Raw genomic sequence first — 24,050 nt, forward strand, 5'->3', positions numbered from 1 at the left:
AGCGCACGAAAGAGTGAATGAACTCTGAGAAATCATCTCTTCGGGTATCAATATTCCCTCTTCAGTGTCGCGCGCGAACGCGGTTGGTGAGGTTTCGACGTTGTTCCTGCCCTGAACTCACCCAGGGCCGCACTCAAAGCTTTAGCACGCCGTGTCAATAATTCACGCCACCAACCACGAGCCACCGAAGAGGGGGCGTTCAGTGAGAGTCGACGAACACGGCATCCGGCATTCGGCCGGTGAACCGGTCGCAATCGTGCAGAAGCCGATCCGCACGTGCGGCGATGTGCACGTCGTCCTGCCCGCCTACAACGAGGCCGTGGCGCTGCCGTCCCTGCTGGCGCGCATCGCCGGCACGGACCTCGCCGACCGGATCACCGTCTGGGTGGTCGACGACGGCTCGTCCGACGGCACCGGCGCCGCCGTGGCGCAGGCCCGCGGGCTCGACGTCCGCCTGGTGACGCACCCGGTCAACCTCGGGCTCGGCCAGGCCGTCCAATCAGGACTGAGAGCGGCGCTCGCGGAGGCCGCCCCGGAGCACGTGCTGATCGTCATGGACGCCGACGACACGCACGACCCCGGCGTGTTCCCGGCGATGCTGGCCGAGATCAAGGCCGGCGCGGACGTCGTGATCTGCTCCCGGTTCGTCGCGGGCGGCGACGACTCGACGGCACCGCAGTGGCGCCGGCTGCTCTCCCGCGGAGCCCGCGTCGTGTTCGGCCGGGTCCTGCAGTTCGACGGGGTCCGCGACTTCACCAGCGGCTTCCGCGCCTACCGGGTGAGCCTGCTGCGCCGGGCCGCCGCGCACTGGGGCGAGCGCCTCGTCGAGGAACGCGGGTTCGCCTGCATGGTCGAGCTCCTGCTCAAGCTGCGGCACTGCGGCCCGATCGTGAGCGAGATCCCGCTGCACCTGCGCTACGACCGCAAGCCGGGCGCGAGCAAGCTCCGCCTGGGCCGCACGCTCAAGCAGTACCTGCTCCTGCTCACGCGTGACCGCCTCGCGCCCGTGCCGTTCCGGAAGCTCTGATGCCGCAGCGCGTCGTCGTGATCGGCGGGGGCATCTGCGGCCTCGCCACCGCGCACCGCCTCGCCCGCGAGGGCCTGGCCGTGACGCTGCTCGAGGCGAGCGACCAACTCGGCGGCCTCGGCACGTTCTTCACCTCGAAGGGCCGCACGGTCGAACGCTTCTACCACTGCGTGATGCCCACGGACGCGGCACTGCTCGCGCTGCTGGACGAGGTCGGCCTGCGCGAGAGCGTCGACTGGCGGCCCACCACGATGGGCATGGTCGTCGGCGGCGAGCACCGGTCGTTCAACTCCGCGCTCGACCTGCTGCGGTTCCGCCCGCTGAGCCTCGTGAACCGGATCCGCTTCGGCGTGATCTCCTTGCTGCTGCGCCGGTTGGGCAAGGGCAAGGACCTCGACAACCTGCGCACCGAGGACTGGCTGCGCGGTCTGTACGGCGACAGGATCTGGGAGCTGCTGCTCGCCCCGCTGTTCGGCGCGAAGTTCGGCGCCGCGTTCGGCGACGTGCCCGCGCTGTACGTGTGGCAGCGCCTGGGCCGCGAGAGCAACGAGTCGGTGCGCGGCTACCCGGCCGGCGGCTACGAGAGCGTGATCGACGCGCTGAGGGCGTCCATCGAGGCGCACGGCGGCGAGGTCCGCGTCTCGGCCCCCGTCGGCAGGCTGGAGGCCTCCGGGGACCGGGTGGTCGTCACGCTGGCGGACGGCGAGACGATCGAGGCGGACCACGCGGTCTCCACGGTCCCGCTGCCCGCGTTGCGCGCGATCGCCGACGCCGACCTGGCCCCGCTGCTGCCCGACGTCCGGCTGCCGTACCAGGGCGTCGTCAACACGCTCTTCTTCCTGCGCAAGCCGTTGTCCGGGCACTACTGGGCACCGGTGATCCGGTCGGGCACGGACTTCGACGGCGTCATCGAGATGACCCCGCTGACCGGCTCGCAGCGCTACGGCGACCGGCACCTGGTCTACGTCATGCACTACACCGACCGCGAGTCCGCGCTCTACCGCGAGGACTCGGACGCCATCGCCGCCCGGTGGACCGAGCAGCTGCTGAGCATCCACAAAGGACTTTCGCGCGACGACGTCGACGAGGTGCGCGTCTTCAAGGCGCCGTTCGTCGAACCCGTGTACCCGCTCGGGTATCTCGCGCGGCGGCCGCCGGTCGACGTGCCCGGCACGCGCCTGCGGCTCGCCACCACCGCCCACGTGTACCCCAACGTCACGAGCTGGAACTCGAGCGTCGAGCTCTCCTGCTCGGTGACGGCCGCCCTCCTGCGCGACGCCAGGAGTTCCTCGACCCAGGAGAACACCGCATGGTCAGCAGAATCGGCGCGGTGATCGCAGCACTCACGATCACCGCGGTCAACTTGGTGTCCTCGCAGCACGTCCAGGCCGATCCCGCGCCGCTGCTGCCCGACCTCCGCCAGGCGCCGATCGGCTGCCCCGGCGGCTACCACGGCTCACCGCTGCTGTGCCGCGACTGGGACGTGTGCCTGGTCGAGGACGCCTCGGCGCCGCGCGGCAAGTGCATGTTCCGCGGCGGGTCCGCACAGGCCGTGCGCCTGCGGTTCACGACCTCGATCGACAACGTCGGCGACGGACCGCTGCTGCTGCACGCCCACCGCGACAGCACCGCCACGCCCACGATGAAGGTGCGCCAGGCCGTCCAGTCCGGTGTGGACGGTTCGATCGCGGGCTCGTACAACGAGGCGCGGCGCGAGACCACGGCGAGCGCCTACTACGAGCCGGCGCCCACGCACACGCACTGGCACCTGCTCAACTTCGAGTACTTCCAGCTGCGCACACCGGACGGCAAGGTGGTCGTGACGGACCGCAAGAACGGGTTCTGCATCGGCGACCGCTACGAGGTGCTCGACTACCTGCCGAACCGGCCGACGGACCCGGCCACCCCCGCGGGGCAGCTCGCGAAGCGCCTCGACGGCCACATGTGCGAGCACCACAACCCGTCCGCCTTGGACACAGTGTTCGGCATCTCGGTCGGTTCGGGCGACGACTACAAGCACGAGGTCGACTTCCAGTGGCTCGACCTCACCGGCGTGAAGTCCGGTGTGTACGACGTCGTGAACGTCGTGAACTCCGACCGCGCGTTGCTGGAGAAGAACTACGACAACAACGCGGCGTCGATCGCGATCTCCGTCCAGTGGCCCGGCGGGGCGGTGAACCCGCCCGCGACGATCGACGAGGCGCCGTCGGTCCGCATGATCCGCAGTTGTCCCGGCAAAGCGCGGTGCGCGAAGTCCAACGGCTGACGAATTTCGAATCAACCCCGAACGGGGGTGTCCGCGACGCGGGCACCCCCGTTTCTTTTGTACCGGGACAAACGGTCGCGATTCGGGCGCATTACCACGCGGCCCGCGAATTGCACAATTGCTCACTCTGCGAAGCCGGTGCGGATGGCGCATAGCACACCCGTGCCCGCAGACGCAATTAACCGTGACATCACCCGTGAGCGCTCACGTCAATAGACCGAGTGGCGCAATCTTCATCACAGTCCAGAGTGTCGCATGCAACCCCCTTGGCCCTTGACCAGCCCATGTGGCGCTTTGAGAGAATTCACTTCGCGATTCCACCCCGTCAGGGATTGCGCCCAGCCTGATTCCCCGGCCGATCAGGAGTGCCCCGTCTTGAGCGCGCCAGTCTCGTTGCACGATTTCGCCACAGGACAACTCACCAACCTCCTGCGCGCCGTCGGTTTAGCGGGATCCGCTAATACGGCGACAAAACTGCTGAGTGAGGCTTTAGGACCTGGCAGCAGACTCCCTCTCTCCTCCTCTCCCCTTTGGCCCTCATTCGTCGCCGACGACCACACCCCGGTCGAATTCTCGGTGGCTTTGGCCCGAAACGAACGCCCCGCCGTGCGGATGATCGTCGAGTCGCTCGCCGAGCGCCCGGACGGGCAGGCCAACCTGGCGGCCGCGCTCGGCGTGCTGGACCGGCTCGCGGACCGGCACGGGTTGCGGCTCGACCAGTTCGAGCGGGTGCGCGAGCTGTTCCTGCCGGACGACCCGCAGGGCGACTTCGCGTTCTGGTACTCGCTGATCGTCCACCCCAGCAGCCAGGAAGCGATCAAGGTCTACCTCAACCCCGACGTGCGCGGGCGGGAGAACGGGACCGCCCTGGTCACCGAAGGGCTCTCGCGACTCGGTCTGAGCGCCGCCCTGCCCGCCGTCACCGAGCACGGGCTGCGCCGCACCGGACTCGACCGGTTCTCGTTCTTCGCCCTCGACCTCACCGACGAGGACCGCGCGCGGGTGAAGACCTACGTGTCCCACGACGACGCGGTGATCGCGGACGTGGTGCGGGCGGCGGCCGCGGTGCCCGACACCGACCCGGAACTGCTGGCGGACGTCTGCGAGCTCGCCAGGGGCGGCACGGGGCCGTTCTCCCGGCGCCCGCTGATGTCGAGCTACACGTTCATGTCCGGCGACACCGACCGGCCGAGCGGCTACTCGCTCTACATCCCGGTGCGCGACTACGTGCAGGACGACCTGGAGGCGTGCGAGCGCGTCCTCGCAATCATGGCCCGCTGCGGGCTCGACACCACGCCGTTCGTGATGGCCCTCGCGAGCATCGTCCAGCGTCCCCTCGGCGACGGCGTGGGCCTGATCGCCCACGTGTCCCTGCGCCTCGGCCGGCCCAAGCCCGGGGTCTCGGTCTACCTGTCGTCCGAGGCCTACGACGTCACGCCGCCCCGCACCACCGCACTATCCGCGTAGCAGCACCAGAAAGGCCACCGCCGTGGAGCCGTACCGCATCAAGGTCGTCGAGCCCATTCCCATCACCACCCGCGACTTCCGGGAACGCCGCTACGCCGAGGCCGGCTGCAACCAGTTCAACCTCGCGGCGCAGGACGTGACGATCGACCTGCTGAGCGACTCCGGCACCGGTGCGCTGTCGGCCGAGCAGCAGGCGGCGGGAATGCGCGGCGACGAGACCTACGCGGGCTCCCGGTCGTGGTTCCGGTTCCGCGAGGTGGCCGAGGAGCTCACCGCCTACGAGCACATCTTCCCGGTGCACCAGGGCAGGGCCGCGGAACGGATCCTGTTCAACGCCTTGCTCAAGCCGGGACAGCTCTCGGTCAGCAACACGCACTTCGACATGACCCGGGCCAACGTCGAGCTCGCGGGGGGCATCGCGACGGACCTCCCGAGCCCGGAGTCCGCCGACTTCGACAGCGACGAGCCGTTCAAGGGCAACATCGACCTCGTCCGGCTCGAGGCGCTGCTCGACGGGCCGGAGGACGTCGGCGTGGTCGTCATGACGATCACCAACAACGGCGGCGGCGGGCAGCCGGTGTCGATGGCGAACCTGGAGGCCGTGAGCGCGTTGTGCCGCAAGCACGGCGTACCGTTCTTCCTCGACGCCGCCCGGTTCGCGGAGAACGCGTGGCTCGTGACGCAGCGGGAGGAGCGCTTCCGCGGCCACAGCCCGCGCGAGGTCGCGAAGCTCGCGTTCCGCCTCGCCGACGGGTGCGTGCTCAGCCTGAAGAAGGACGGCATCGTCCACATCGGAGGGATGCTCGCGCTGCAGGACGCGGAACTGGCCAAGCGGTGCGAACTGCTGCTGATCGCCGGCGAGGGCTTCACCACCTACGGCGGGCTCTCCGGACGCGACCTCGACATGTGCGCGCAGGGCCTGATGGAGGTCACCGACCCGCTGTACCTGCGGGAGCGGGCCGAGGCCACCGCGTACCTCGCGGAGTGCGCGCGGGAGGCGGGCGTGGACAGCGTGCGGCCGACGGGCGTGCACGCGGTCTACCTCAACGCGGCCAGGCTGCTGCCGCACATCCCGCCAAGCCGCTTCACCGGGCACGCGCTCGCGTCGGAGCTCTACCTCGCGGGCGGGATCCGCTGCGCCGAGCTGGGATCGCTCTACCTCGGCGAGATCGACGAGGCGTCCGGTGAGCTGCTCACGCCCGCGCCGTTCGAACTGGTGCGGCTCGCGATCCCCCGCCGCGTGTACACCCGCAGCCACCTGGAGTACGTGGCCGAGACGCTGGCGGGCATCGCGAAGAACCCCGAGCGGGTGCCGGGCTACCGGGTCACCCACGCGCCGGTGATGCTGCGGCCGTTCCGCTGCCGGCTGGAGCAGGTGAAGGTCTAGGAACGCGTAAGCAGGACCTCAGCAAGGTTCTGCGCCCCCAGGAGACGCCGAAGCCCTTGGCGCACAACGCGCCAAGGGCTTCGGACCGTAAATCGTCAGGCCATCACGTCGAGCCGGTTCATCGCGTGCTCGATCACGGTGACGAGCACCTTCTTGCACGACTCGCGGTCGCGCGCGTCGCAGAGCACCAGCGGCACGGCGTCGGAGACGTCGAGGGCCACGCGCATCTCCTGCGTCGTGTAGGAGTGGCTGCCCTGGAAGCAGTTCACCGCCACCACGAACGGGATGCCACGGCGCTCGAAGAAGTCGATGGCGCCGAAGCCCGCGTCGAGCCTGCGGGTGTCGACGAGCACGACCGCGCCGATCGAGCCGATCGCGAGCTCGTCCCACAGGAACCAGAAGCGGTCCTGGCCCGGGGTGCCGAAGAGGTACAGCACCAGTTCCGGGTTGATCGTGATGCGGCCGAAGTCCAGGGCGACCGTGGTCGTGGTCTTGCCCTCGACGCCGTAGAGGTCGTCGATCTCCTCGCCGGCCTCGGTGAGCAGTTCCTCGGTCCGCAGCGGGGTGATCTCGCTGACCGCGCCGACCATCGTCGTCTTGCCGACGCCGAACCCACCGGCGACGACGATCTTGACCGAGGTCGGGATCGTGAGTTCCTCACGCCCCTGCTCAGATTGCACGGACACCATCGAGCACCTTCTGGAGTAGGGTCATGTCGACCGGGGCCACCCTGGTGGCCGGGCCGCTGGTGATGACGTCACCGCGCTGGATGAGGTCGCTCAGGAGCACCTTCACCACCACGAGCGGTGCGTGCAGGTAGGCGGCGACCTCCGCGACGGAAAGCGGTTTCCGGCAGAGCTTGATGATCTCCAGGTGCTCCACGGACAGCGTGCCCTGGTCGGTCGTCGTGCGCAGCGCCCTGACCTGGGTCGTGAGCGCCAGGTCCTCGCCGGCGGGCTTGGGCCTCGTGCGACCGCTCACCATCGCGTAGGGGCGGACCATGGGGCCCGCCGCCTCGTCGTACCACCAGTCGGAGGAGTTGCTCATGACAAGCCGAGGGGGTTGGGCATCCTCGGCGACGCCAGTGTTCTGGGCGCCGACGAGAGGTACGCGCCCACGCGCTTGACGAGCATGTTCATCTCGTAGGCGATCATGCCCATGTCGGCGTCCTCGTCGCCCACCACGGCGAGGCAGGCGCCCTGGCCCGCCGCTGTGACGAACAGGTGCGCGCGCTCCATCTCCACGATGGTCTGGCGGACCTGCCCACCGCCGAAGTGCCGGCCGGTGCCGCGGGCGAGGCTCTGGAACGCCGACGCCATCGCGGAGAGGTGGTCGGAGTCGTCCTTGGACAGCTCGGGAGAGTGGGCGAGCAGCAGGCCGTCCGCGGAGAGCACCACCGCGTGCCGGGCACCGACCACTCTCGCGACGAGGTCCTCCAGCAGCCAGTTGAGCTCGGGGTGCCCGCCGGTCAGGTCGTCCACGGAAATAGCCCTTTCAGTATGCGTTTTCACGGTTCCACGACGTCGTCGGCCTGGCGCGCGTCTCGGGTGCCGCGCTGGAAGGCCGCCATGCCGTCGCGGGTGCGCTCCGCCCGTTCCTCGGGGTTGAACTCCGCGAGTTCGGGCATCGGCCGGGGTTCGTCGTTGGCCAGTTGCGGCACGAGGTGCTGCTGGCGCCTGCGGCGCGGCAGCTCGGGCCGGGTGTTCTGACGCGTCGTCTGCTCACCTTCCGCCGGGTCGGCGGTCGGCCAGGCGCCGGCCAGGCGGTCTTCCCGGGGCAGCTCGATGTGCCCGCTGCTGCTGTCCAGGTCCCTTTCCGGGCCTGGGGCCGGTGCGTTTCCCACTGCCCTCCCGGCCCAGAACTCGTCCAGGTGGAAGGTCTCGGTCGGCCGCTCGCCGGGACGCGCGTCGGGGACGAGCTCGCCCTGCATCGGCACCGCCGCCTCCAGGGCCTCCGGGGACCGCGCGGCCTGCTGCATCGTCTGCTGGCGGAACGTGGGCTTGGGCATCTGCACGGAGTCGGCCGGGTCCACGGCGCCCGCCTCGCCGACGATCAGCTCGGACGGGATCAGGACCAGCGCGATGGTGCCGCCGGACGGGCAGTCGCGCAGCTCGACGTGGATGTGGCGGCGCGAGGCCAGCCGCGCGACGACGAAGAGGCCCAGGCGGGACTCACCGCGCAGGCGCATCGCCTCGAAGTCGGGCGGTGCCTCCAGCATCTTGTTGTGCTGCTCGCGGTCCTCCGGCTTGATGCCGAGGCCGTGGTCCTCGATCTCGATGACGAGGCCCTGCGGCACCTCGCTGCTGTGGATCTCGACCTGCGAGCGCGGCGAGGAGAACGAGGTCGCGTTGTCGACGAGCTCGGCGATCAGGTGGATGGTGTCCGCGACGGCGGCGCCGACCAGCGCGACCTCGGGCACCGGGTTCACCTTCACGCGGGCGTACTGCTCGGTCTCCGCGACGGCGGCGCGGACGACGTCGAGCATGCGCACGGGCTTGCGCCACTGCCGGCCCGGCTGCTCGCCGGTGAGGATGATCAGGTTCTCCGCGTTGCGGCGCGCGCGGGTGGCGAGGTGGTCGAGCTGGAAGAACGCGTCGAGGTGGTCCGGGTTCTCCTCCTCGCGCTCCAGCTTGTCCAGGATCTTCAGCTGGCGGTGCACCAGACCCTGGTTGCGGCGCGCGATGTCGAGGAAGACCCGGTTCACGCCTTCACGGGTCTGCGACTCCTTCACGGCCGCGGCGACGGCGGTGTACTGCGCGGCGTTGAACGCGTCGGCCACCTGGCCGATCTCGTCGTTGCCGTAGTCGAGAGCGGGGACCTCGGCGGCGACGTCGACGTGCTTGCCGTCGCGCAGGCGCTCGACGATGTTCGGCAGGCGTTCGTGCGCGAGTTTGAGGGAGTCGCTCTTCAGGCTGATCAGGCGGACGATCAACGCCTTGTTGACCAGGCGGTTCGAGACGCGCACGGCGACGAAGATGCCGGCGATGACCGCGATCAGGGCGATGAGGCTGCCGATGAGGACCGTGGTGAACTTGCTCTTGCCGTTCGCCATGGCGATGTTGACGGCGCCGGTGGACTGCTCCTGCACCATCGTGGTCAGCTCGGTGGAGACCGCGCGGCTCGCGTTCTCCCAGTCCGCCAGCGTGACCTGGCCGCCGATGTTGCGTTCCGCGTTCTGCAGCAGGCGGTTCTCGAGCGTGACCAGCTGCTGGTACGTCGCGCTGCCGGTGAGCTGCTTGTAGTGCTCGCGGACGGCGGGCAGCGCGGTGGCCTCGTTGACGTTGAGGTTGAAGTGGTAGGCGCCGACGAGCTGCACGAACTCGCGGTGCTCCTCCGGCGAGAACTTCCCCGCCGCGATGGCACCGGCGGCGATCGAGCTGGACCGCGAGGCCGCGTCGGAGGCCTGGAAGTACTGCACCGCGCCGATCGCGCCTTGGACGGTCTCGGCGTCGGGCACCACGCGGGCCTGCGTGCCGAACAGCGCGCCACCGGCGTCGAGCACGCTGTTGTAGTAGCGGTAGACCTCGTCCTTGGACGCGTTGCCCGACTCGAGGCGCTCGCGCTGGTCCGGCAGCTGGTCGAGGAGCCCGTTGAGCTTGTTGATGCCGTCGACGATCTCCTGCGGCGCCTGGGAGGCGAGCTCCGCGAACGCCGACTTCATCTTCTCGACGTCCTTGTCGGTGTCCTGCTGCTGCTTGACCAGCGCCGCCGAGGTGTTCGCACCCGAGCGGCTCAGGCTCGTCATGGACAGCTCGCGTTCCTTCTGCAGCGACGCGAACGACTGCACGGCGGGGATCGACGCGTCCCGCACGCCGGAGGCGACCAGCTGGAGGTAGAGACCCTCGAACACCGTGTACGACGAGAACAGCGCCCACATGGCCAGAAGGACGACGCTGGGAACCACCACGACACCAGTGAGCCGGGAACGAATTGTCTTGTAATTCGTCTCAGGCACGTTCTTCAGCTTCACAACGCTCCACGACCACCCGAATTGGCGACGGAAAGATAACACCACATGATCAACACGATCAACAGCGATGATCTTGAGGGGGTGAGAGCAGAGTACTCAGTCGGATGCGTTCCGCAACACCCCCTGTTCTGAGGATCCCTCGCCTCGTTGTGGTGGGGGAACACGCTCTCCCGCGAGCGCGGGCGTTCCGTGACCGAGCGGGCGAAAGGATGACGAGCTGGGCTTTTGCCAACTGAACTGTGGAAACGCGGGGCTATTGACCCCGAACTTGACAACGGCGCTCGCCGTCTTCTAAGGGACCACCGCAGCGCGACCAATCGTCGCTATCCGTTACCAGGACTTATTCGCGAATTCGCACCTGGAACGCGGTCGCGTGCCGTGATCAACTCAAGGTCATTCCTCAGCCTTGATCAACGAGAGAGGCCTGTGCGGCGTCGTTAAGAGCGCGACAATTGCGCTGGTCACCGCCACTGCGACGACACTTCCGGCGGCGACGGCGGCGAGCAGCGTCCCGGGAACGCGCACCGATTGCGGCGCGGGAGGAACCGCCGGTGCCCACCAATGCCACTCCGGGCACGCACGAGGCGGGACGACCGTCGGAGAAGTGGCCTCCGCCACAGCGACGCCATCGGGACGGCGGAGACCCGCACGTTTTCTGTCTGTTTTCTGCCCGCCCACGCGTCCGCTCGGCGCGCGACCGCATTTGGTTGCACTTCCACCTGCATCACCTGTCCGACGGAATCGCGGGCGGAACCAAAAGCTCTCGCCGGCTTCGGCGGTCTCCGGAAGTCCTCCGAGGACGGCGAGGGCCGACGGTTTTCCTTCCGTTTCCCCGCGTGGGCGGACCAATCCGGTGTGGACGCCCCGCCGGTCCCCCAGGCCCGGCGGGACAGTCCCGGTGGGACACCGGCCGCGTTCAGTCAGGAAGGCGCGCCCGTCCAGTCCCTGTTCATCTCCGCCCCCTCCGTCACGTCTGGTCTGTGGCGGCAGGACTGAGCCCCCAGCCCCGGCCTGCCGCCACACCCCCCAGAACCAGGGCGGTGCTGGGTGTTTCACCGCCCGGAACCAGCATGTCCCCGCACGGCCCCGCTGGGCAGGGGTCTCCCGTCTCCCGATCACGAGGGCGACGGGAGACGCCTGGGATTCGGCCGCGCAGCCGCGCAGACTCGAACTCGGCCAGGGGTCGTCCTGACACCGGCACTCCGGGGGGACTGGGCCCGCGACCAGCGGCTCAGTAGTCTGCAGTGGTCGGTTCACGGCCGCGGGGAGCGGCGGTCGAAGGCGGGGACCCATGGCTGAGCAGTCGGATGTCTTTGGTGTGGAGCTGCGGCGCCTGCGTGCCGCGGCGGGTCTGTCGCTGGCGGCGCTGGCGCAGCAGGTCCACTACAGCAAGGGCTATCTGGGCAAGATCGAGACTGGTGTCAAGCAACCAGGTGTGGATCTGGCCCGGCGCTGTGACGCGGTTCTCGGAGCCGGTGGACGCCTGGCAGCCCTGGTGGACCAGCCCACTCCCGCGAGCCCGCCCGCAGCCGTCGCGGCCGACGGCGACGGCGAAGTGTGGGTGATGAGCATGGCTCCGGACGGGTCGAGCTGGATGGTTCCGATGCCCCGGCGGCAGGCGATCGCGACGGGCGCGGCCTCGTTGCTCGGGCTGACGCTGGGCGCCCCTCCCGCCGCCTCCGCGAGCGCGGCGCACGACGGCACGCTCACCGCGTTCAGATCACTGTTCGCGCAGGTCAGGCAGCTCGGGCAGACGACGAGCCCGAGCGTGGTGCTGCCGATGGTCACGGTGCACACCCACACGTTGCGCGGCATGGCGAACGGCGCCCCCTCCCCCGTGCGCGAGGAGCTGCTGGGCCTCGCCGCCCGCTACAGCGAGTACGCCGGGTGGATGGCCCAGGAGTCCGGCGACGACCGCGCGGCGATGTGGTGGACCCGCAACGCGGTGGAGATGGGCGCGGCGGCCGGCGACACCGAGCTCGCCACGTACTCGTTGATCAGGCAGGCCCTGATCACCCTCTACCGGGACGACGCGGCCAGCACCGTGGACCTGGCCCAGCAGGCGCAGGCCGCGCCGGGCACGTCCCCGCGCGTGCAGGGCCTCGCCGCGTTGCGCGAAGCCCAGGGCCACGCCCTGGCGTGCGACTACGACAGCTGCCGGCGGGCGCTCGACCGCGCCGCCGTCCTGCTCGACCGCGCGGGCACCACCGACGGCATGGCGATGGGCTCGGCCTCGGTCAGCGGCCCGGACCTGAACAGCCTGGTCGAGGCCTGGTGCCTGCACGACCTGGGCCGCTCGCGCGAGTCCGCCGACGCGTTCGACCGGCAGCTCGCCCTCGTGCCCGGCAGCGCCCACCGCACGCACGCCCGGTTCGGCGCCCGCCGCGCCCTCGCCTACGCTGCCGCGGGCGACATCGACCACGCGAGCGTCCTGACCGCCAAGGTCCTCGACTCCGCCGACGTGGTCGACTCGGCCACCGTGCGGCAGGACCTGAAGCGACTGGCCCGGCTGCTCGGCCGTGAACGCGACCAGGCGGCGGTCCGCGAGGTCCACCCCCGTCTCACCGCGGCGTTGCGCGGTCACATCCACTAGCAAGGTTCACGATGGGGGCTCTGAGGTGTCCGATGCGGCGATCTTCCAGCGCAGGTTCGAGGCGCTGGCCGCGAACGTCGAGGACTTCATCCGCGGCAAGCACGACGTGGTCAGGCTGGCGCTCGTGTGCCTGCTCGCCGAGGGCCACCTGCTGATCGAGGACGTCCCCGGCGTCGCGAAGACGTCCCTCGCCAAGGCGATCGCGCGCTCGGTCGCGGGCGCCGACGTGAAGCGCATCCAGTTCACCCCCGACCTGCTGCCCTCCGACGTGACCGGCGTGCAGGTCTACGACCAGGGCCGGTCGCGCTTCGAGTTCCGCCAGGGCCCCGTCTTCACGCACATCCTGCTGGGCGACGAGATCAACCGCGCCTCCCCCAAGACCCAGTCCGCCCTGCTGGAGGTCATGGCCGAGGGCCAGGTCACCGTGGACGGCCGCCCCGTGCCCGTCCCGTACCCGTTCCTGTGCATCGCCACCCAGAACCCGGTGGAGCACCAGGGCACCTACGCCCTGCCCGAGGCGCAGCTCGACAGGTTCATGATGCGCATCAGCATCGGCTACCCGGAGAACCTCGAGGACGAGGTCGGCATCCTGTCCTACGGCGTCACCCGCAGGCGCCCCGACGAGCTCAAGTCCGTGATGGAGCTCGACGACCTGCGCCTGATGATCAGGGCGGTCCGTGAGCAACGGGTGGCCGAGGACCTCCGCGAGTACGTGGCCCGCCTGGTCCGCGCCACCAGGGTCCACCCCGACGTGGAACTGGGCGTGAGCCCGCGCGGCGGCATCGCCATGATCACCGCCGCGCAGGCCTACGCCCTGTCCGCCGGGCGCCCGTACGTGACGGCCGACGACGTGAAGGCGATCGCCATCCCGGTCCTCAACCACCGCCTGCTGCTCACCCCGGAAGCCCGCATCCAGCAGCGCACCACCGACGCGATCCTGACCGAGGTCCTGGCGACCGCGCCGGTCCCGTCCGGCCGATGAGCAGGCTCACCAGCACAGGTCTGACCACGACCGGCGCGTGGATGGCGGCCACCGCCGTGTGCCTGGTCGCCCTCGGCGTGTGGGCGGACTACCCGGAACTCGTGACCCTGGGCCTCGCCGCGGCGGGCACCCTGCTGATCGCCGCGCTGTGGCTGCTCGCGACGCCGAAGCTGACCGTCGTGCGGGAGATCCGGCCGCGCCGGGTGTTCGAGGGCGACGCCGCGCACGGCACGCTCACCGTCACGAACGTGGGCCGCCGCCGCAGCCCACCGCTGGTGGTCACCGAGACGCTCGGAGGAGACCGGACGACCGTCTCCGTGCCCGCGCTGGCCGCCGGCGGCGAGTGCACGGTCGGCTATCCGCTTCCGGTCAGCCGCCGCGGCCGCTACGTCATCCCACCCGTGCGGCTCGGGCACTCCGACCCGTTGCGACTGCTCCAGCGCGGCCGCGCGACCGGGGGCGAGCTCGTCGTCCACGTCTACCCGCGCGTGCACCACCTGGCCATGATCACCTTCGGCGGGTCCCAGGACGCCGAAGGCCACACGACCAGCAACGCCCCGCTGGGCGGGGCGGCGTTCCACAGCCTGCGGGAGTACGTCCCCGGCGACGACTGGCGACGCATCCACTGGGGCGCGACCGCGAGGACCGGCACCGTCATGGCGCGTCACGTGGTCGTGCCGGACGAGCCGCGCCAACTGGTCGTGCTGGACACCGGTTCCGCGACCTACCCCGGCACGCTCTTCGAGGACGCGGTCCGCGTCGCCGCGTCGTTCTGCGTCGCCGCCGAACGAGCGAGCATGCCGCTCCACCTGAAGACCACCGGCGGGGCGGAACGCGAGTCGAGCGGCACCGCCCTGGAACTCCTGTCCTCCGTGCGGCACGACAGTGCCGAGAGGGGCCTCGCGGCACTGTCCGAACTGGTGCGGGACGTGGTCACCGACACCCAGGGCGTCGCGCTCGTCGTCGTCACCGGTCGCACGGACGCGGAGGCGACCCGGCTGCTGATGTCGTTGCGGCCCCGGTTCCTCTCGCTCAGCCTGGCCCAGCTCGTCACACCGGACGCGGTGGCGCCGGCCAGGCCGCGCGGCGTGCTCGCGGTCTCGGCGGCGAGCAGCGACATGTTCGCGACGAGCTGGAACCGGTTGGTGCTGCGGTGAACTGGCGGAGGTTCGCGCCGGGCAGCACGGCCGAGGTGGTGCTCGCGGTGGTGGCCACCGCGGCGGGAACACTGGTGTACCACGGGTTCTTCGCCACGACCGGCTACCTGCCGGTGCTCGCGCTCGCCTGGCTCGTCGGCGCGCTGACGGCCGTGGCGGGCCACCGGCACGTGTGGGCGACGGCCGTGCTGGGCGCCCTCGGACTGGCCGCGGTCCTCGTCTACGGCGTCTTCGGCGGCGCCGCCTCCGCCGTCCTCAGCGGAACGCGCGGCAGCTGGAACCGCCTGCTCACCGTGAGCGCGCCCGCCGACAGCTGGCCCGAACTGCTGGCGGCACCGGCGCTGGTGACGTGGGCGGCGGCGTTCACGTCGGTCCTGCTCGTCCTGCGCACCCGGCACCCGCTGGCCCCTCTCGCCCCACCGCTGGCCGCCTTCCTGTTCGCGCTGCTGGCGGTCGGCAACCAGGCAGGCGGCCACCCCGCCGCCACCGCCGGTTTCCTGCTCGCCGCACTGCTCCTGATCGCGGTCCGCACCCACCGGGGCAGTGCGGTGTCCACCGCCCGCCCGTCCGGCAGACCCGTCGTCGCCCTCGCGCTGGTGGCCGCGATGATCGCCGCGAGCGCGTTGTTCGGCGTGGCGGGCGGACAGGTGCTGCCCCTCGCCTCGGGCGACCACCGCTTCGACCCGCGCGACGTGCTCGCCCCGCCCCTCCTCGACACCGACACGCTGACCCCGTTGGCGGAGCTGAAGAAACAGCTCAACGAGAGCCCACCACGCCCGTTGTTCGTGGTGCGGGCGGATTCCTCGACCATCCCGAGGATCAACCGGATCCGCACCGCCGCCCTCGACCGGTTCGACGGCACCACGTGGACTTCCGACGACACCTACCGAGTGGCCGGGAGCCGCCTCACCATCGACCCCGACATGACGTCCCGCAAACAGCTGAGAATCCAGGTCGAACTGCAAGAGCTCTCCGGCCCGTACCTCCCCGTCGTCGGCTGGCCGTCCCAGGTGGACCTGCGCGGGGGAACAGGGAGAGTGGGGTTCGACCCGGACTCGGGCGTGGTGGTGCGAACAGGTCCGATCACGTCGGGTCTGAGCTACGACCTCACAGCCGAGACCAGTCAGGGGGTCATCGAACCGGCACGGTCCGTGCCGACGGCGACCCGCTCGGATCCGCTCCCCGATGGTGTTCCGGATTCGCTGCGTTCGCTGGCGGCGAAGGTTCGCGAACACTCCGAGGCTGATGCTCGCGACCAACTCGTCCACCTCGAGACTCAACTGAGCAGGTTGAGCTACCGGCTGGATCGTCCACCAGGACATTCGTACGCCGCCATCGACCGCGCGTTGACAGGTGGAGCCGGCGGGTACGCGGAGCAGTACGCCGCCGCGTTCGCGGTGATCGCCCGGATGTGGGGTTTCCAGGCCAGGATCGCGGTCGGCTACCGCCTGCACTCTCCCCGGGACGGCGCCTTCCACGTCACCACGGCCGACGCCCATGCCTGGGCCGAGGTGCACTTCACCGGACTCGGTTGGGTCAAGTACGACCCGACCGGCAGCAGCACCACGCCCTTGCCCCCGCCCCCGCAGGAACCACCCCGCGTGGTCCCGCCGCAGGCCTCGCCGACGGCCGAGACCCCGGAGCCGGCGCCCGAGGCGGAAGCGCAGTCCACCATCGCGCCGGACTCGTGGGCACTGCGTTGGAGCGATGTCCTGAACGGCACCTTGGTCCTGGTGCCGGCGGTCGTTCTGCTCCTCGTCCTGGCAGGCGGGTTCGTGGCGCTCGGCAAAGCTTCCCGCCGTCGGCGCAGGCGAGGTCATCCGGACGACGCGGCGCGGATTCTCGGAGCCTGGCAGGAACAGCTCGACCGGCTGGCCGAGCGCGGCGTCTCGGTACCCGTTTCACTCACGTTCCACGAGGTGGCTCAGCACGTGCGAGGCGACCTGGGGGACCTGGCGAACTCGATCGCCGCGACCGCGCGGCTGGCGACTGCGGCGATCTACGCACCGGAACTCGTCGGCCGGCCGGAATCGGATCAGGCCTGGGAACACGAGGCGCGGTTGAGGGCAGGACTGCACCCGCAACGCCTGTCCACCGCGCGGGTGCGCGCGGCGGTGGACCCGCGTCCGCTGTGGACGGCGTGGAGCGTCAGGCGGCGCAGGCGGCGGGCCGGCGAGAACTTGGAGATGGGGCGATACCGATGAAACCGAGACATGTCCGAGTTGTTCTCGCCGTCGTCGCCGCGTTCACCGGCGCGGTCGTGGTGGTGGGCCCGGGGTACGAGACCTCGCAAGCGCGCATGTACTCCGGAGCGGTGTGGCTCGCGTCCGAACGAGTTGGCCAGGCGACGCTGGTGGACGGTGCCTCCGCCGAGGTGAAGGCCCAGGTGGAGGTCGATGGTCCGAGCACGGCGCTGAACGTCTCCCAGCAGGGGGACGCCGCCCTGGTCCTGAACGAGAAGACCGGTGCGCTGCGCCGGGTCGACAGTGCCACCGAACGGGTCTCGCCGCCGGTGTCCGTTCTTCCCGCGAGCAACGGACTGGTCGTGCTGCCCTCGCCGGGAGCGACTCGGGTGCTCGACGTCCACAGCGGGATGACCACGGCGGTCGATCCGTTGACGCTGGTGCCGACCGGCGAACCCGAGCACCTGGCCGACAGGGTCAGGCCGGGTAGCGGTGTCGTCGACGGCGAAGGCCGGGTGTGGGCGATCGACGACGAGACCGGCGACGTCGTCTGGCTGGGCGGCGGCGAGCGGCGAGTGCGTCCCGCGGCCACCGGCAACGGTCGTCTCGCGATCACCCAGGGCCTGCCCGCGCTGGTGGACCCGGAGCACGGCAGGGTCCAGCTGATCCACCCCGAGAGCGGAGGCGTCAGCCGGACGTTGCGCCCGGACCTCCGTCCCGACGACGACGTGATCATCAGCGGGTCCCCCGGTCTCGCCAGGGTGCTGATCCTGGTTCCCTCCCGCGGCGAGCTGATCACGTGCACCTTCGGGTCCGGTTCCTGCACTGCGCCGGTGCAGGTCTCCGCCGCGGGTGCCGACCTCGGCACCCCGGTCGAGGTCCACGGCCACGCGGTCGTGCCCGACCACTCGACCGGACAGGCGACGATCGTCGACCTCGGCCCGTCACGGGTGGTGGCCCAGCGCCGGCTGTTCGACCAACCGGCACCGTTCGAGCTCATCACCCGCGACGACATCGTCTACTTCAACGACCCGCGGAGCAGCAAGGCCGGCGTGCTCGACCTGTGGGGCGACGTGCGCACGATCACCAAGTACGCCGACGACCCCGCCACGCCCGACGTGCCTCAGGTGCCCGAGAGCAAGCCCTCTGACAACGCTCAGAAGACCGGCCGGCAGAAGCCGGACGCGGGGCTTGGACTTCCCGGTCTGAGCGGTGACTCCAGCCAGAGAGTTCCCGGCGCCACGGCGTCCATCCTGGTCAAGCCCGGCAACCGGGGCACGATCGGTGACGAGTTCGAGCTGGTCTTCGTACTGCGCCCCGCCGTCCACGCCGCGGTTCGGTGGTCGTTCGGTGACGGAGCAGAGGCGTCCGGTCCCTCTGCCCGGCACAGGTGGTCCGCACCGGGTTCGTTCACCGTCCGCGCGACCGCCACCTTCAGCACGGGCAAGCAGACCGAGGCGGAGACGACGGTGGTCGTGGATCCGCCAGACGCCCCACCGGCCATCACCGCGCTCGACGTCCGCCGGCCGAAGCCGGTGATCGGGGAGTCGGTGCGCTTCAGCGCCGACACGACCCGCGACCCCGACAGGTGGGAGTGGACCGTCACCAGGTCCGACCGGCCAGTACCCGAAGTGACCGCGCGGACTGCTGAATTCACCCATTCGTTCACCACTGCGGGCCACTACGTCGTCACGCTCACGATCGCCAAGGGATCCCGGACCGCGCAGTCCTCCCGGCAGTTCAGCGTGGGAAGGGGTGCTGTCAAAGCCTGGGGCCACGAAGACGCCGCCCTCCAGATCGATGTTCCGCAGGAGGCGAGGAGCGGCGTGGTCGCGATCGACGCCGGTCTGAGTCACAGCGTGGCGTTGAAAGCCGACGGCCGCGTGATCGCGTGGGGCGACAACACCTTCGACCAGCTCAAGGTGCCCTCGCAGGCGTTGAGCGGCGTGATCGCGATCTCGGCCGGTGGAGACCACAGCCTGGCGCTGAAGGACGACGGCTCCGTCGTCGCCTGGGGAAGCAACGACGTGGGCGAGACGACCGTGCCGGCCGAAGCGCACGACCTGATCGCAGTCTCCGCAGGGCCGGGGTACAGCGTGGCGTTGAGGAACGACGGCCGCGTGATCGTGTGGGGTTATGGTGTCGGCCCCCCGTCGGAGATGCCCGCGGAGCTGTCCAGCGGTGTGGTCGGGATCGCCGCGGGTGACCTGAAAGTCGCTGCTTGGAAGGCAGACGGCTCCATCGTCGTCTGGCCGTACGGAGAGGACTTGACCTTCCGGTTCGACGGTGCCGTCCGGGCGGTCGGCTACACGGACAGCGCCGGAGTGGTGCTGGCGGAAGACGGCACGGTTACCAGTTTCGGCTTGTCCAAGTCCCACATCTACCGGGTGCCGGACGAAGCCAGGACCGATGTCGTCGCCCTGAACCTCGGACACCAGCACGTGCTGGCGCTGAAGAGGGACGGCACCGTGGTCGGGTGGGGCATCACCTACACCTACCTGCCCCCTCCCCCACCCGAGTACAACCGCGGGGTGACGGCGGTCGCGGGAGGCAACCAGTTCAGCCTGGTGCTGCTGGACGAGCTCGACTGACCGGTGCGAACGCGCGTCGGGCACCGTCGGGCTCGCGTCGGTCAGACCGGTGAGGTGACGCTGGTTGCACGGCGTTGTCGTCGGGCCCGCCTACGGTCTCTGGTCGTGCCGGAGTGATGCGCGCAGGCCGGTCACGAGTAGCGGGCGCGGGTGGCCTGGCGCAGTTCGCGCCACGCCGCCGCGACGTTGTCGCGCTCCCCGCCGAACGCCCCGGCGCGCAGCAGGGCCGAGTCCGCGTCCAGCCGCGCCGCGTTGCGCTGGTAGATGACCGAGTCGTCGTGGTCCAGCCGCACCGCGAACTCGCCCAACGACGAGAACGGGGCCTCGTGCAGCTCCAGCAGGCTGCGCAGGAACTCGTAGTCCGCGAACGCCCACTCGAAGGCGGGGCCGTCGACGACGTTGAAGAACACGCGGCTGAGCACCTGACGCAGTTGCACGCTCAGCGCCTGGTGAGGAGGCGAACCGCCCCACGTGGGAAGCGCTGCCGCGTGCCGCGGGTCGACCACGTTGCGCAGTGCCAGCTCGCGCAGCACCGGTGTCGTGCGACCGTCGGCGGAGGTGGCCGCGGTCCGGCACAGCAGGCGGTGCAGGAGGTCCTCCCGGTGCGCGACCACCGCGGCGACGCCGATCACGCAGGTCAGCAGCAATGCCGGGTACGCCGAGGCGTCGACCCACACGTCGTTCGCGCCGTGGTGCCGCGACGGCCGGCGCAGGAAGCGTTCGACGAGGCTCGTCCACACCTCGTCGTGCCGGCGGTCGCCGGACCGCACGCCGATGGCGACCAGGCGCAGCAACGGGGCCAGGTCGTGCTCGTAGCCGGTGAGCCGCTTCTCCAGCTCGGCGGGCAGGTCGCTCTCGTCCAGGTGGCCGGTGGTGGGGTAGCGCGCTTCGGTGAGCAGTTCCAGCGCCGCTGTGGCCGCCGCCTGGACGCGGTCGTGCACCGACTGGCCGAGCGGTTCCGCCAGGGCCTGGCGGAACTCGGTGACGGGGCCGCGCAGTTCGCCCTCGGCGGGTTGACGCGACGACATGGAGGTCCGCGCGGGCCGCGGGGCGAGGAGTTCGGGAACCAGTTCGACCAGCTCGTCGACCAGGCGGGGCAGGTCCAGGTCGTCGCTGCGGTGGTGGATGCGCAGGTACTGGCAGCGGGCCACGCGCCGCAGCACGTCGGGCAGGTCCGCCTCGCGCAGCGGGTCGATGCCGTCCATCAGGACGGGGATGACGCGCAGGCCGCAGTCGAAGGCCTCGAGGATCTCGCGGCGCACCCAGTCGTCGGGCTTGTCCAGGCGGCGGACGCCCTCGCGGTCCACGGCGTCGACCCAGCGGGGGCCGATCAGGGCCAGGAGGACCTCGCAGCGGCGCAGGCCGCTGAGGATCTCGCGGGAGAAGTCCTCGCCCAGGCGGATGGACTGGCTCGCGTAGAAGACCTGGTCGGCTCCGAAACGCGCGCTCAACTCCCGCTTGACCAGGGCAGCAGCCCACTCACCGTCTCCGGTGCGGTAGTTGACGAACACGCCAGGCATCGGCCGTACCCTCTCACGTGAGGCTGTGGCCAGAGACTACTGACCGCCTCCAAGACGGTTTCCTGCCCGGCGGGTGGTGAACGCGCTGCGGCACCGAGGCCGCAGCGCGCAGGTTCACGGCGTGAGGATCGCCCGGCCGCGCACACGACCGGCGTCGAGGTCGTCGATCGCGTCCTGGAACCGGTCCAGCGGATACTTCTGCGTGTGCAGCGTGACCTTGCCCTGCGCCGCCAGCACCATCAGCTCGCACAGGTCGGTGTAGGAGCCGACCAGGTTGCCGATCAGGTTGATCTCGGTGGAGATGATGTCGATGGTGGGCACGTCGATGTTCTCGCCGTAGCCGACGACGTGGTAGTCGCCCGCCCGCCGCAGCATCGCCACGCCGTCCTTGGTCGCGCCGCCCTCGCCGACGAAGTCGATCACCGTCTCGGCGCCGTCGCCGCCGGTCAGGTCCAGCACCGCCGCGACGTGCGTGCCGTCGGCCGTGACGCCGTGGTCCGCGCCGATGGCCGAGGCGAGCTTCACCGCGTCCGGGTTGCGGTCGACGACGATGATCTCGGCCGCGGTCAGCGCCTTGAGGACCTGCACGCCGATGTGGCCGAGGCCGCCCGCGCCGATCACCACGCACCGGTCCCCCGGCCGCAGCCTGCGCGCCGCCTTGGCCGCCGCGTGGTACGCCGTGAGGCCCGCGTCGGCCAGTGCCGCCACGTCGGACGGCTCCAGGGCGTCGTCGATCTTCACGACGCTGCGGGCGGAGGTCTTCAGGTACTCCGCGTAGCCGCCGGCGGTGTCGATGCCGGGGAACTGGGAGGCGGCGCAGTGCACGTCGTCGCCGCTGCGGCAGGCGCGGCACAGGCCGCAGGTGATCAGCGGGTGCACGATCACCTTGTCGCCGGGCACGACGTTCGTGACGGCCGAGCCGACCTCGTGCACCCAGCCCGCGTTCTCGTGGCCGATCGTGTACGGCAGCGCGACGCCGGACTTCTCGGCCCACTGCCCTTCGAGGATGTGCAGGTCGGTGCGGCACACGCCCGCGCCGCCGATGCGCACGACGACGTCGAACGGGCCGGTCGCCTCGGGTTGCGCGACCTCGGTGAGCTCCAACGCCTTGTGGTACCCGACCACCTGTACGGCCCTCATGCCGTTCCCTCCATTGCGTAACGGGTGCGGAGCAGGCCGCGGCAGAAGTGCGCGTTGCCCTCGATGGAAATGCCGACCGACCGCGCGAACCGCAGCCGCAGCGGCAGGTCGCCCGGCGGCAGCGGCACGCCGGTGTCGTCGACCAGGACGAGTGCGTCCGGCGCGGCGTCGAAGCCGAGTGCGGAACGCCTGCGTCGCAACGCCTCCGAGGCCTTGGTCGCCGGGAGGTCCCGCAGTCGCAGCGTCCTCAGGCGGTCCAGCGGCATGTCGCGCACGGCCCGTTCCATCGCCGCCGCGTGCGCCTTGCGCCGGAACGTGAGCCGCAGCTCCTCCAGGTCTCGCGACGCCTCCTCGCCGTACGTGCCGACGAATCCCGAGTCGGCCGCGATGCCGCGGTTGATCACGTCGGAGTCGTGGTGGTCGTCCAGCACGACGACCACGTGCTCGGCCAGTCCGCGCAGCGCGTCCTTGGCGTCCGATGCCATGAGGTAGGCGAAGTTCGGCGAGCAGAACGCGGTGGGAAGTCGCAAGTGGACGGTCAGCACGTCACCGTCCAGCACCACGGACCGCACGAACCCGAGCGTCGTGATCGGCTCGTCCAGCTCGGGGTCCATCACCTCGTCGAGCGCCTCGTGGACAGCGGTCTCGATCATGCGACCGACACCGCCTCCTGCGCGACCGGGGCGACGTCGAGGCCCTCCGGCACGGGGATGTCGTACATCCTGGCCGCGTTGAGCCCGAGGATCTTCTTCTTCTGCGCCACGGTGAGCGGCGCGTACTCGGTCATGTCCGCGGGGATCTGGAAGTCGACGAACCGCTCGACCAGCCAGCGCGGCGTCCAGAGCGCGTAGTCGCTGGAGAACTGGATCCGGTCCTCGTTCAGCCAGTACAGCAGCTCGCCGACGATCTGCGCGAAGTAGCGCGGCCGGGTGTGGATGAACGGCATCGCGACCGCGAGTCCCGCGTGCACGTTCGGTTCCTGCGTGGCGATCCAGCAGAAGTCCTCCAGGCGTGGCAGCCCGCAGTGCTCGATCACGAAGTTCAGCTCGGGGAAGTCCGTCGCCGCGTGGTCCACGTCCGCGACGTCGAACGCGTCGCGGTCGAGCGGCCGGATCGTCGGCCCCTTGTGGATGTGGATGTTGCGGATGCCGAGGTCCTGCGCGGTCTCCAGGTACCGGTAGCTCCACGGGTCGTCGAGGCGCCAGCCACGCGAGTCGCCGAACCACTCGGCGGTGTAGAGCTTCACGCCTTTGAGCCCGAACCGTTCCGCGTCGCGCTTGAGCTCGTCGAGGCCCTGCTGCTCGCGGCGCGGGTCCCAGCAGTGGTTGTAGGTGAGCTTGTCCGGGTGCTTCGAGGCGAGCGCGAACGCTTCCTCGGTCTGCCCGAAACCGTTGTGGTAGAAGGCACCCAGGTGGGCGGGCTGGAAGATCGCGTGATCGACGTACCCGTCGTCGAACAGGTCCTTCATCAGGCGTTCGCCGCCCTGGTACAGGTACTCCTCGTACGACCAGACCTCCTCCTCCGGCGAGAGGTTGCGGTGGTAGTCGTAGAAGCAGTCGATGAACTGCTTGCCGTGGATGTTGCGCTGGTTCTCCGGGCGGGCGTCCCAGAGCGCGATGTGCGCGTCGACGATGAAGTAGTTCTCGCCGTCCTTCGAGTACATGGCCGCCTCCTGTGGTGGTTGGGACCGACCGTAGGAAGATCGCCGCAGCTCAGGGACCCGTCCGGTGTCTCACTTTGAGACAGCGCGACCCGCGACCGGCGACC

At 70.2% G+C, this 24,050-nt stretch carries 18 protein-coding genes; 10 read left to right on the top strand and 8 right to left on the bottom strand.

Annotated features, from left to right (window positions below):
- Nucleotides 1-202 precede the first annotated feature (202 nt).
- The 5 genes from ABZX02_RS06510 (at nt 203) to ABZX02_RS06530 (ending at nt 6,147) form a co-directional block, all read left to right on the top strand.
- Entirely contained in the window at nt 203-1,027 is an 825-nt protein-coding gene (locus ABZX02_RS06510) for a glycosyltransferase (RefSeq protein ID WP_355295458.1), read from the top strand.
- Nucleotides 1,027-2,361, top strand: a complete 1,335-nt coding sequence (locus tag ABZX02_RS06515) for an NAD(P)/FAD-dependent oxidoreductase (protein ID WP_355295460.1) — start codon at nt 1,027-1,029, stop codon at nt 2,359-2,361. Before ABZX02_RS06510 ends, ABZX02_RS06515 begins: the two co-directional genes overlap by 1 nt.
- A complete protein-coding gene (locus ABZX02_RS06520) occupies nt 2,358-3,293 on the top strand; it encodes a lysyl oxidase family protein (RefSeq protein ID WP_355295462.1) in 936 nt (311 codons plus the stop codon). The genes ABZX02_RS06515 and ABZX02_RS06520 overlap by 4 nt, the downstream gene beginning before the upstream one ends.
- A gap of 255 nt (nt 3,294-3,548) precedes the next feature.
- Nucleotides 3,549-4,760: a tryptophan dimethylallyltransferase family protein gene (locus ABZX02_RS06525; RefSeq protein ID WP_355295464.1), complete on the top strand. Its 1,212-nt coding sequence runs from the start codon at nt 3,549-3,551 to the stop codon at nt 4,758-4,760.
- 22 nt (nt 4,761-4,782) lie between these two features.
- Nucleotides 4,783-6,147: a tryptophanase gene (locus ABZX02_RS06530; protein ID WP_355295466.1), complete on the top strand. Its 1,365-nt coding sequence runs from the start codon at nt 4,783-4,785 to the stop codon at nt 6,145-6,147.
- 95 nt (nt 6,148-6,242) lie between these two features.
- On the opposite strand, the gene ABZX02_RS06535 is transcribed toward ABZX02_RS06530, so the two are convergent.
- The 4 genes from ABZX02_RS06535 to ABZX02_RS06550 are packed head-to-tail and all read right to left on the bottom strand — an operon-like array spanning nt 6,243 to nt 10,054.
- Entirely contained in the window at nt 6,243-6,836 is a 594-nt protein-coding gene (locus ABZX02_RS06535) for an ATP/GTP-binding protein (RefSeq protein ID WP_355295468.1), read from the bottom strand.
- On the bottom strand, nt 6,817-7,194 hold the full coding sequence (locus ABZX02_RS06540; protein ID WP_355295470.1) for a DUF742 domain-containing protein: 378 nt from the start codon (nt 7,192-7,194) through the stop codon (nt 6,817-6,819). The genes ABZX02_RS06535 and ABZX02_RS06540 overlap by 20 nt, the downstream gene beginning before the upstream one ends.
- A complete protein-coding gene (locus ABZX02_RS06545) occupies nt 7,191-7,628 on the bottom strand; it encodes a roadblock/LC7 domain-containing protein (RefSeq protein ID WP_030475700.1) in 438 nt (145 codons plus the stop codon). The genes ABZX02_RS06540 and ABZX02_RS06545 overlap by 4 nt, the downstream gene beginning before the upstream one ends.
- A 26-nt stretch (nt 7,629-7,654) precedes the next feature.
- Complete coding sequence (locus tag ABZX02_RS06550) at nt 7,655-10,054, bottom strand: nitrate- and nitrite sensing domain-containing protein (RefSeq protein WP_355295472.1); 2,400 nt, start codon at nt 10,052-10,054, stop codon at nt 7,655-7,657.
- A 1,354-nt stretch (nt 10,055-11,408) separates the two neighbouring features.
- Here ABZX02_RS06550 and ABZX02_RS06555 point away from each other — a divergent pair.
- The 5 genes from ABZX02_RS06555 to ABZX02_RS06575 are packed head-to-tail and all read left to right on the top strand — an operon-like array spanning nt 11,409 to nt 19,623.
- Nucleotides 11,409-12,710: a helix-turn-helix domain-containing protein gene (locus ABZX02_RS06555; protein WP_355295474.1), complete on the top strand. Its 1,302-nt coding sequence runs from the start codon at nt 11,409-11,411 to the stop codon at nt 12,708-12,710.
- A 25-nt stretch (nt 12,711-12,735) separates the two neighbouring features.
- Nucleotides 12,736-13,692 (top strand): MoxR family ATPase, encoded by a 957-nt coding sequence (locus ABZX02_RS06560; RefSeq protein WP_355295476.1) that lies wholly within the window; start codon nt 12,736-12,738, stop codon nt 13,690-13,692.
- On the top strand, nt 13,689-14,849 hold the full coding sequence (locus ABZX02_RS06565; protein ID WP_355295478.1) for a DUF58 domain-containing protein: 1,161 nt from the start codon (nt 13,689-13,691) through the stop codon (nt 14,847-14,849). The genes ABZX02_RS06560 and ABZX02_RS06565 overlap by 4 nt, the downstream gene beginning before the upstream one ends.
- Nucleotides 14,846-17,053 carry a DUF3488 and transglutaminase-like domain-containing protein gene (locus ABZX02_RS06570; RefSeq protein ID WP_355295479.1) on the top strand — a complete coding sequence of 736 codons (2,208 nt, stop codon included), beginning with the start codon at nt 14,846-14,848 and terminating at the stop codon, nt 17,051-17,053. The genes ABZX02_RS06565 and ABZX02_RS06570 overlap by 4 nt, the downstream gene beginning before the upstream one ends.
- A complete protein-coding gene (locus ABZX02_RS06575; RefSeq protein ID WP_355295481.1) occupies nt 17,050-19,623 on the top strand; it encodes a PKD domain-containing protein in 2,574 nt (857 codons plus the stop codon). The genes ABZX02_RS06570 and ABZX02_RS06575 overlap by 4 nt, the downstream gene beginning before the upstream one ends.
- 131 nt (nt 19,624-19,754) lie before the next feature.
- On the opposite strand, the gene ABZX02_RS06580 is transcribed toward ABZX02_RS06575, so the two are convergent.
- The 4 genes from ABZX02_RS06580 to ABZX02_RS06595 form a co-directional block, all read right to left on the bottom strand.
- The gene (locus ABZX02_RS06580) at nt 19,755-21,143 is read right to left on the bottom strand and encodes a toll/interleukin-1 receptor domain-containing protein (RefSeq protein ID WP_355295483.1); all 1,389 of its coding nucleotides are present in this window, start codon (nt 21,141-21,143) and stop codon (nt 19,755-19,757) included.
- 114 nt (nt 21,144-21,257) lie between these two features.
- Complete coding sequence (locus tag ABZX02_RS06585) at nt 21,258-22,283, bottom strand: NAD(P)-dependent alcohol dehydrogenase (RefSeq protein WP_355295485.1); 1,026 nt, start codon at nt 22,281-22,283, stop codon at nt 21,258-21,260.
- On the bottom strand, nt 22,280-22,936 hold the full coding sequence (locus ABZX02_RS06590; protein WP_355295487.1) for an iron-sulfur cluster assembly protein: 657 nt from the start codon (nt 22,934-22,936) through the stop codon (nt 22,280-22,282). The genes ABZX02_RS06585 and ABZX02_RS06590 overlap by 4 nt, the downstream gene beginning before the upstream one ends.
- Nucleotides 22,933-23,946 carry an amidohydrolase family protein gene (locus tag ABZX02_RS06595; protein WP_355295489.1) on the bottom strand — a complete coding sequence of 338 codons (1,014 nt, stop codon included), beginning with the start codon at nt 23,944-23,946 and terminating at the stop codon, nt 22,933-22,935. Before ABZX02_RS06595 ends, ABZX02_RS06590 begins: the two co-directional genes overlap by 4 nt.
- Between the last annotated feature and the right edge of the window lie 104 nt (nt 23,947-24,050).

This window comes from Lentzea sp. NPDC003310, assembly GCF_040610935.1.
GTDB lineage: Bacteria > Actinomycetota > Actinomycetes > Mycobacteriales > Pseudonocardiaceae > Lentzea.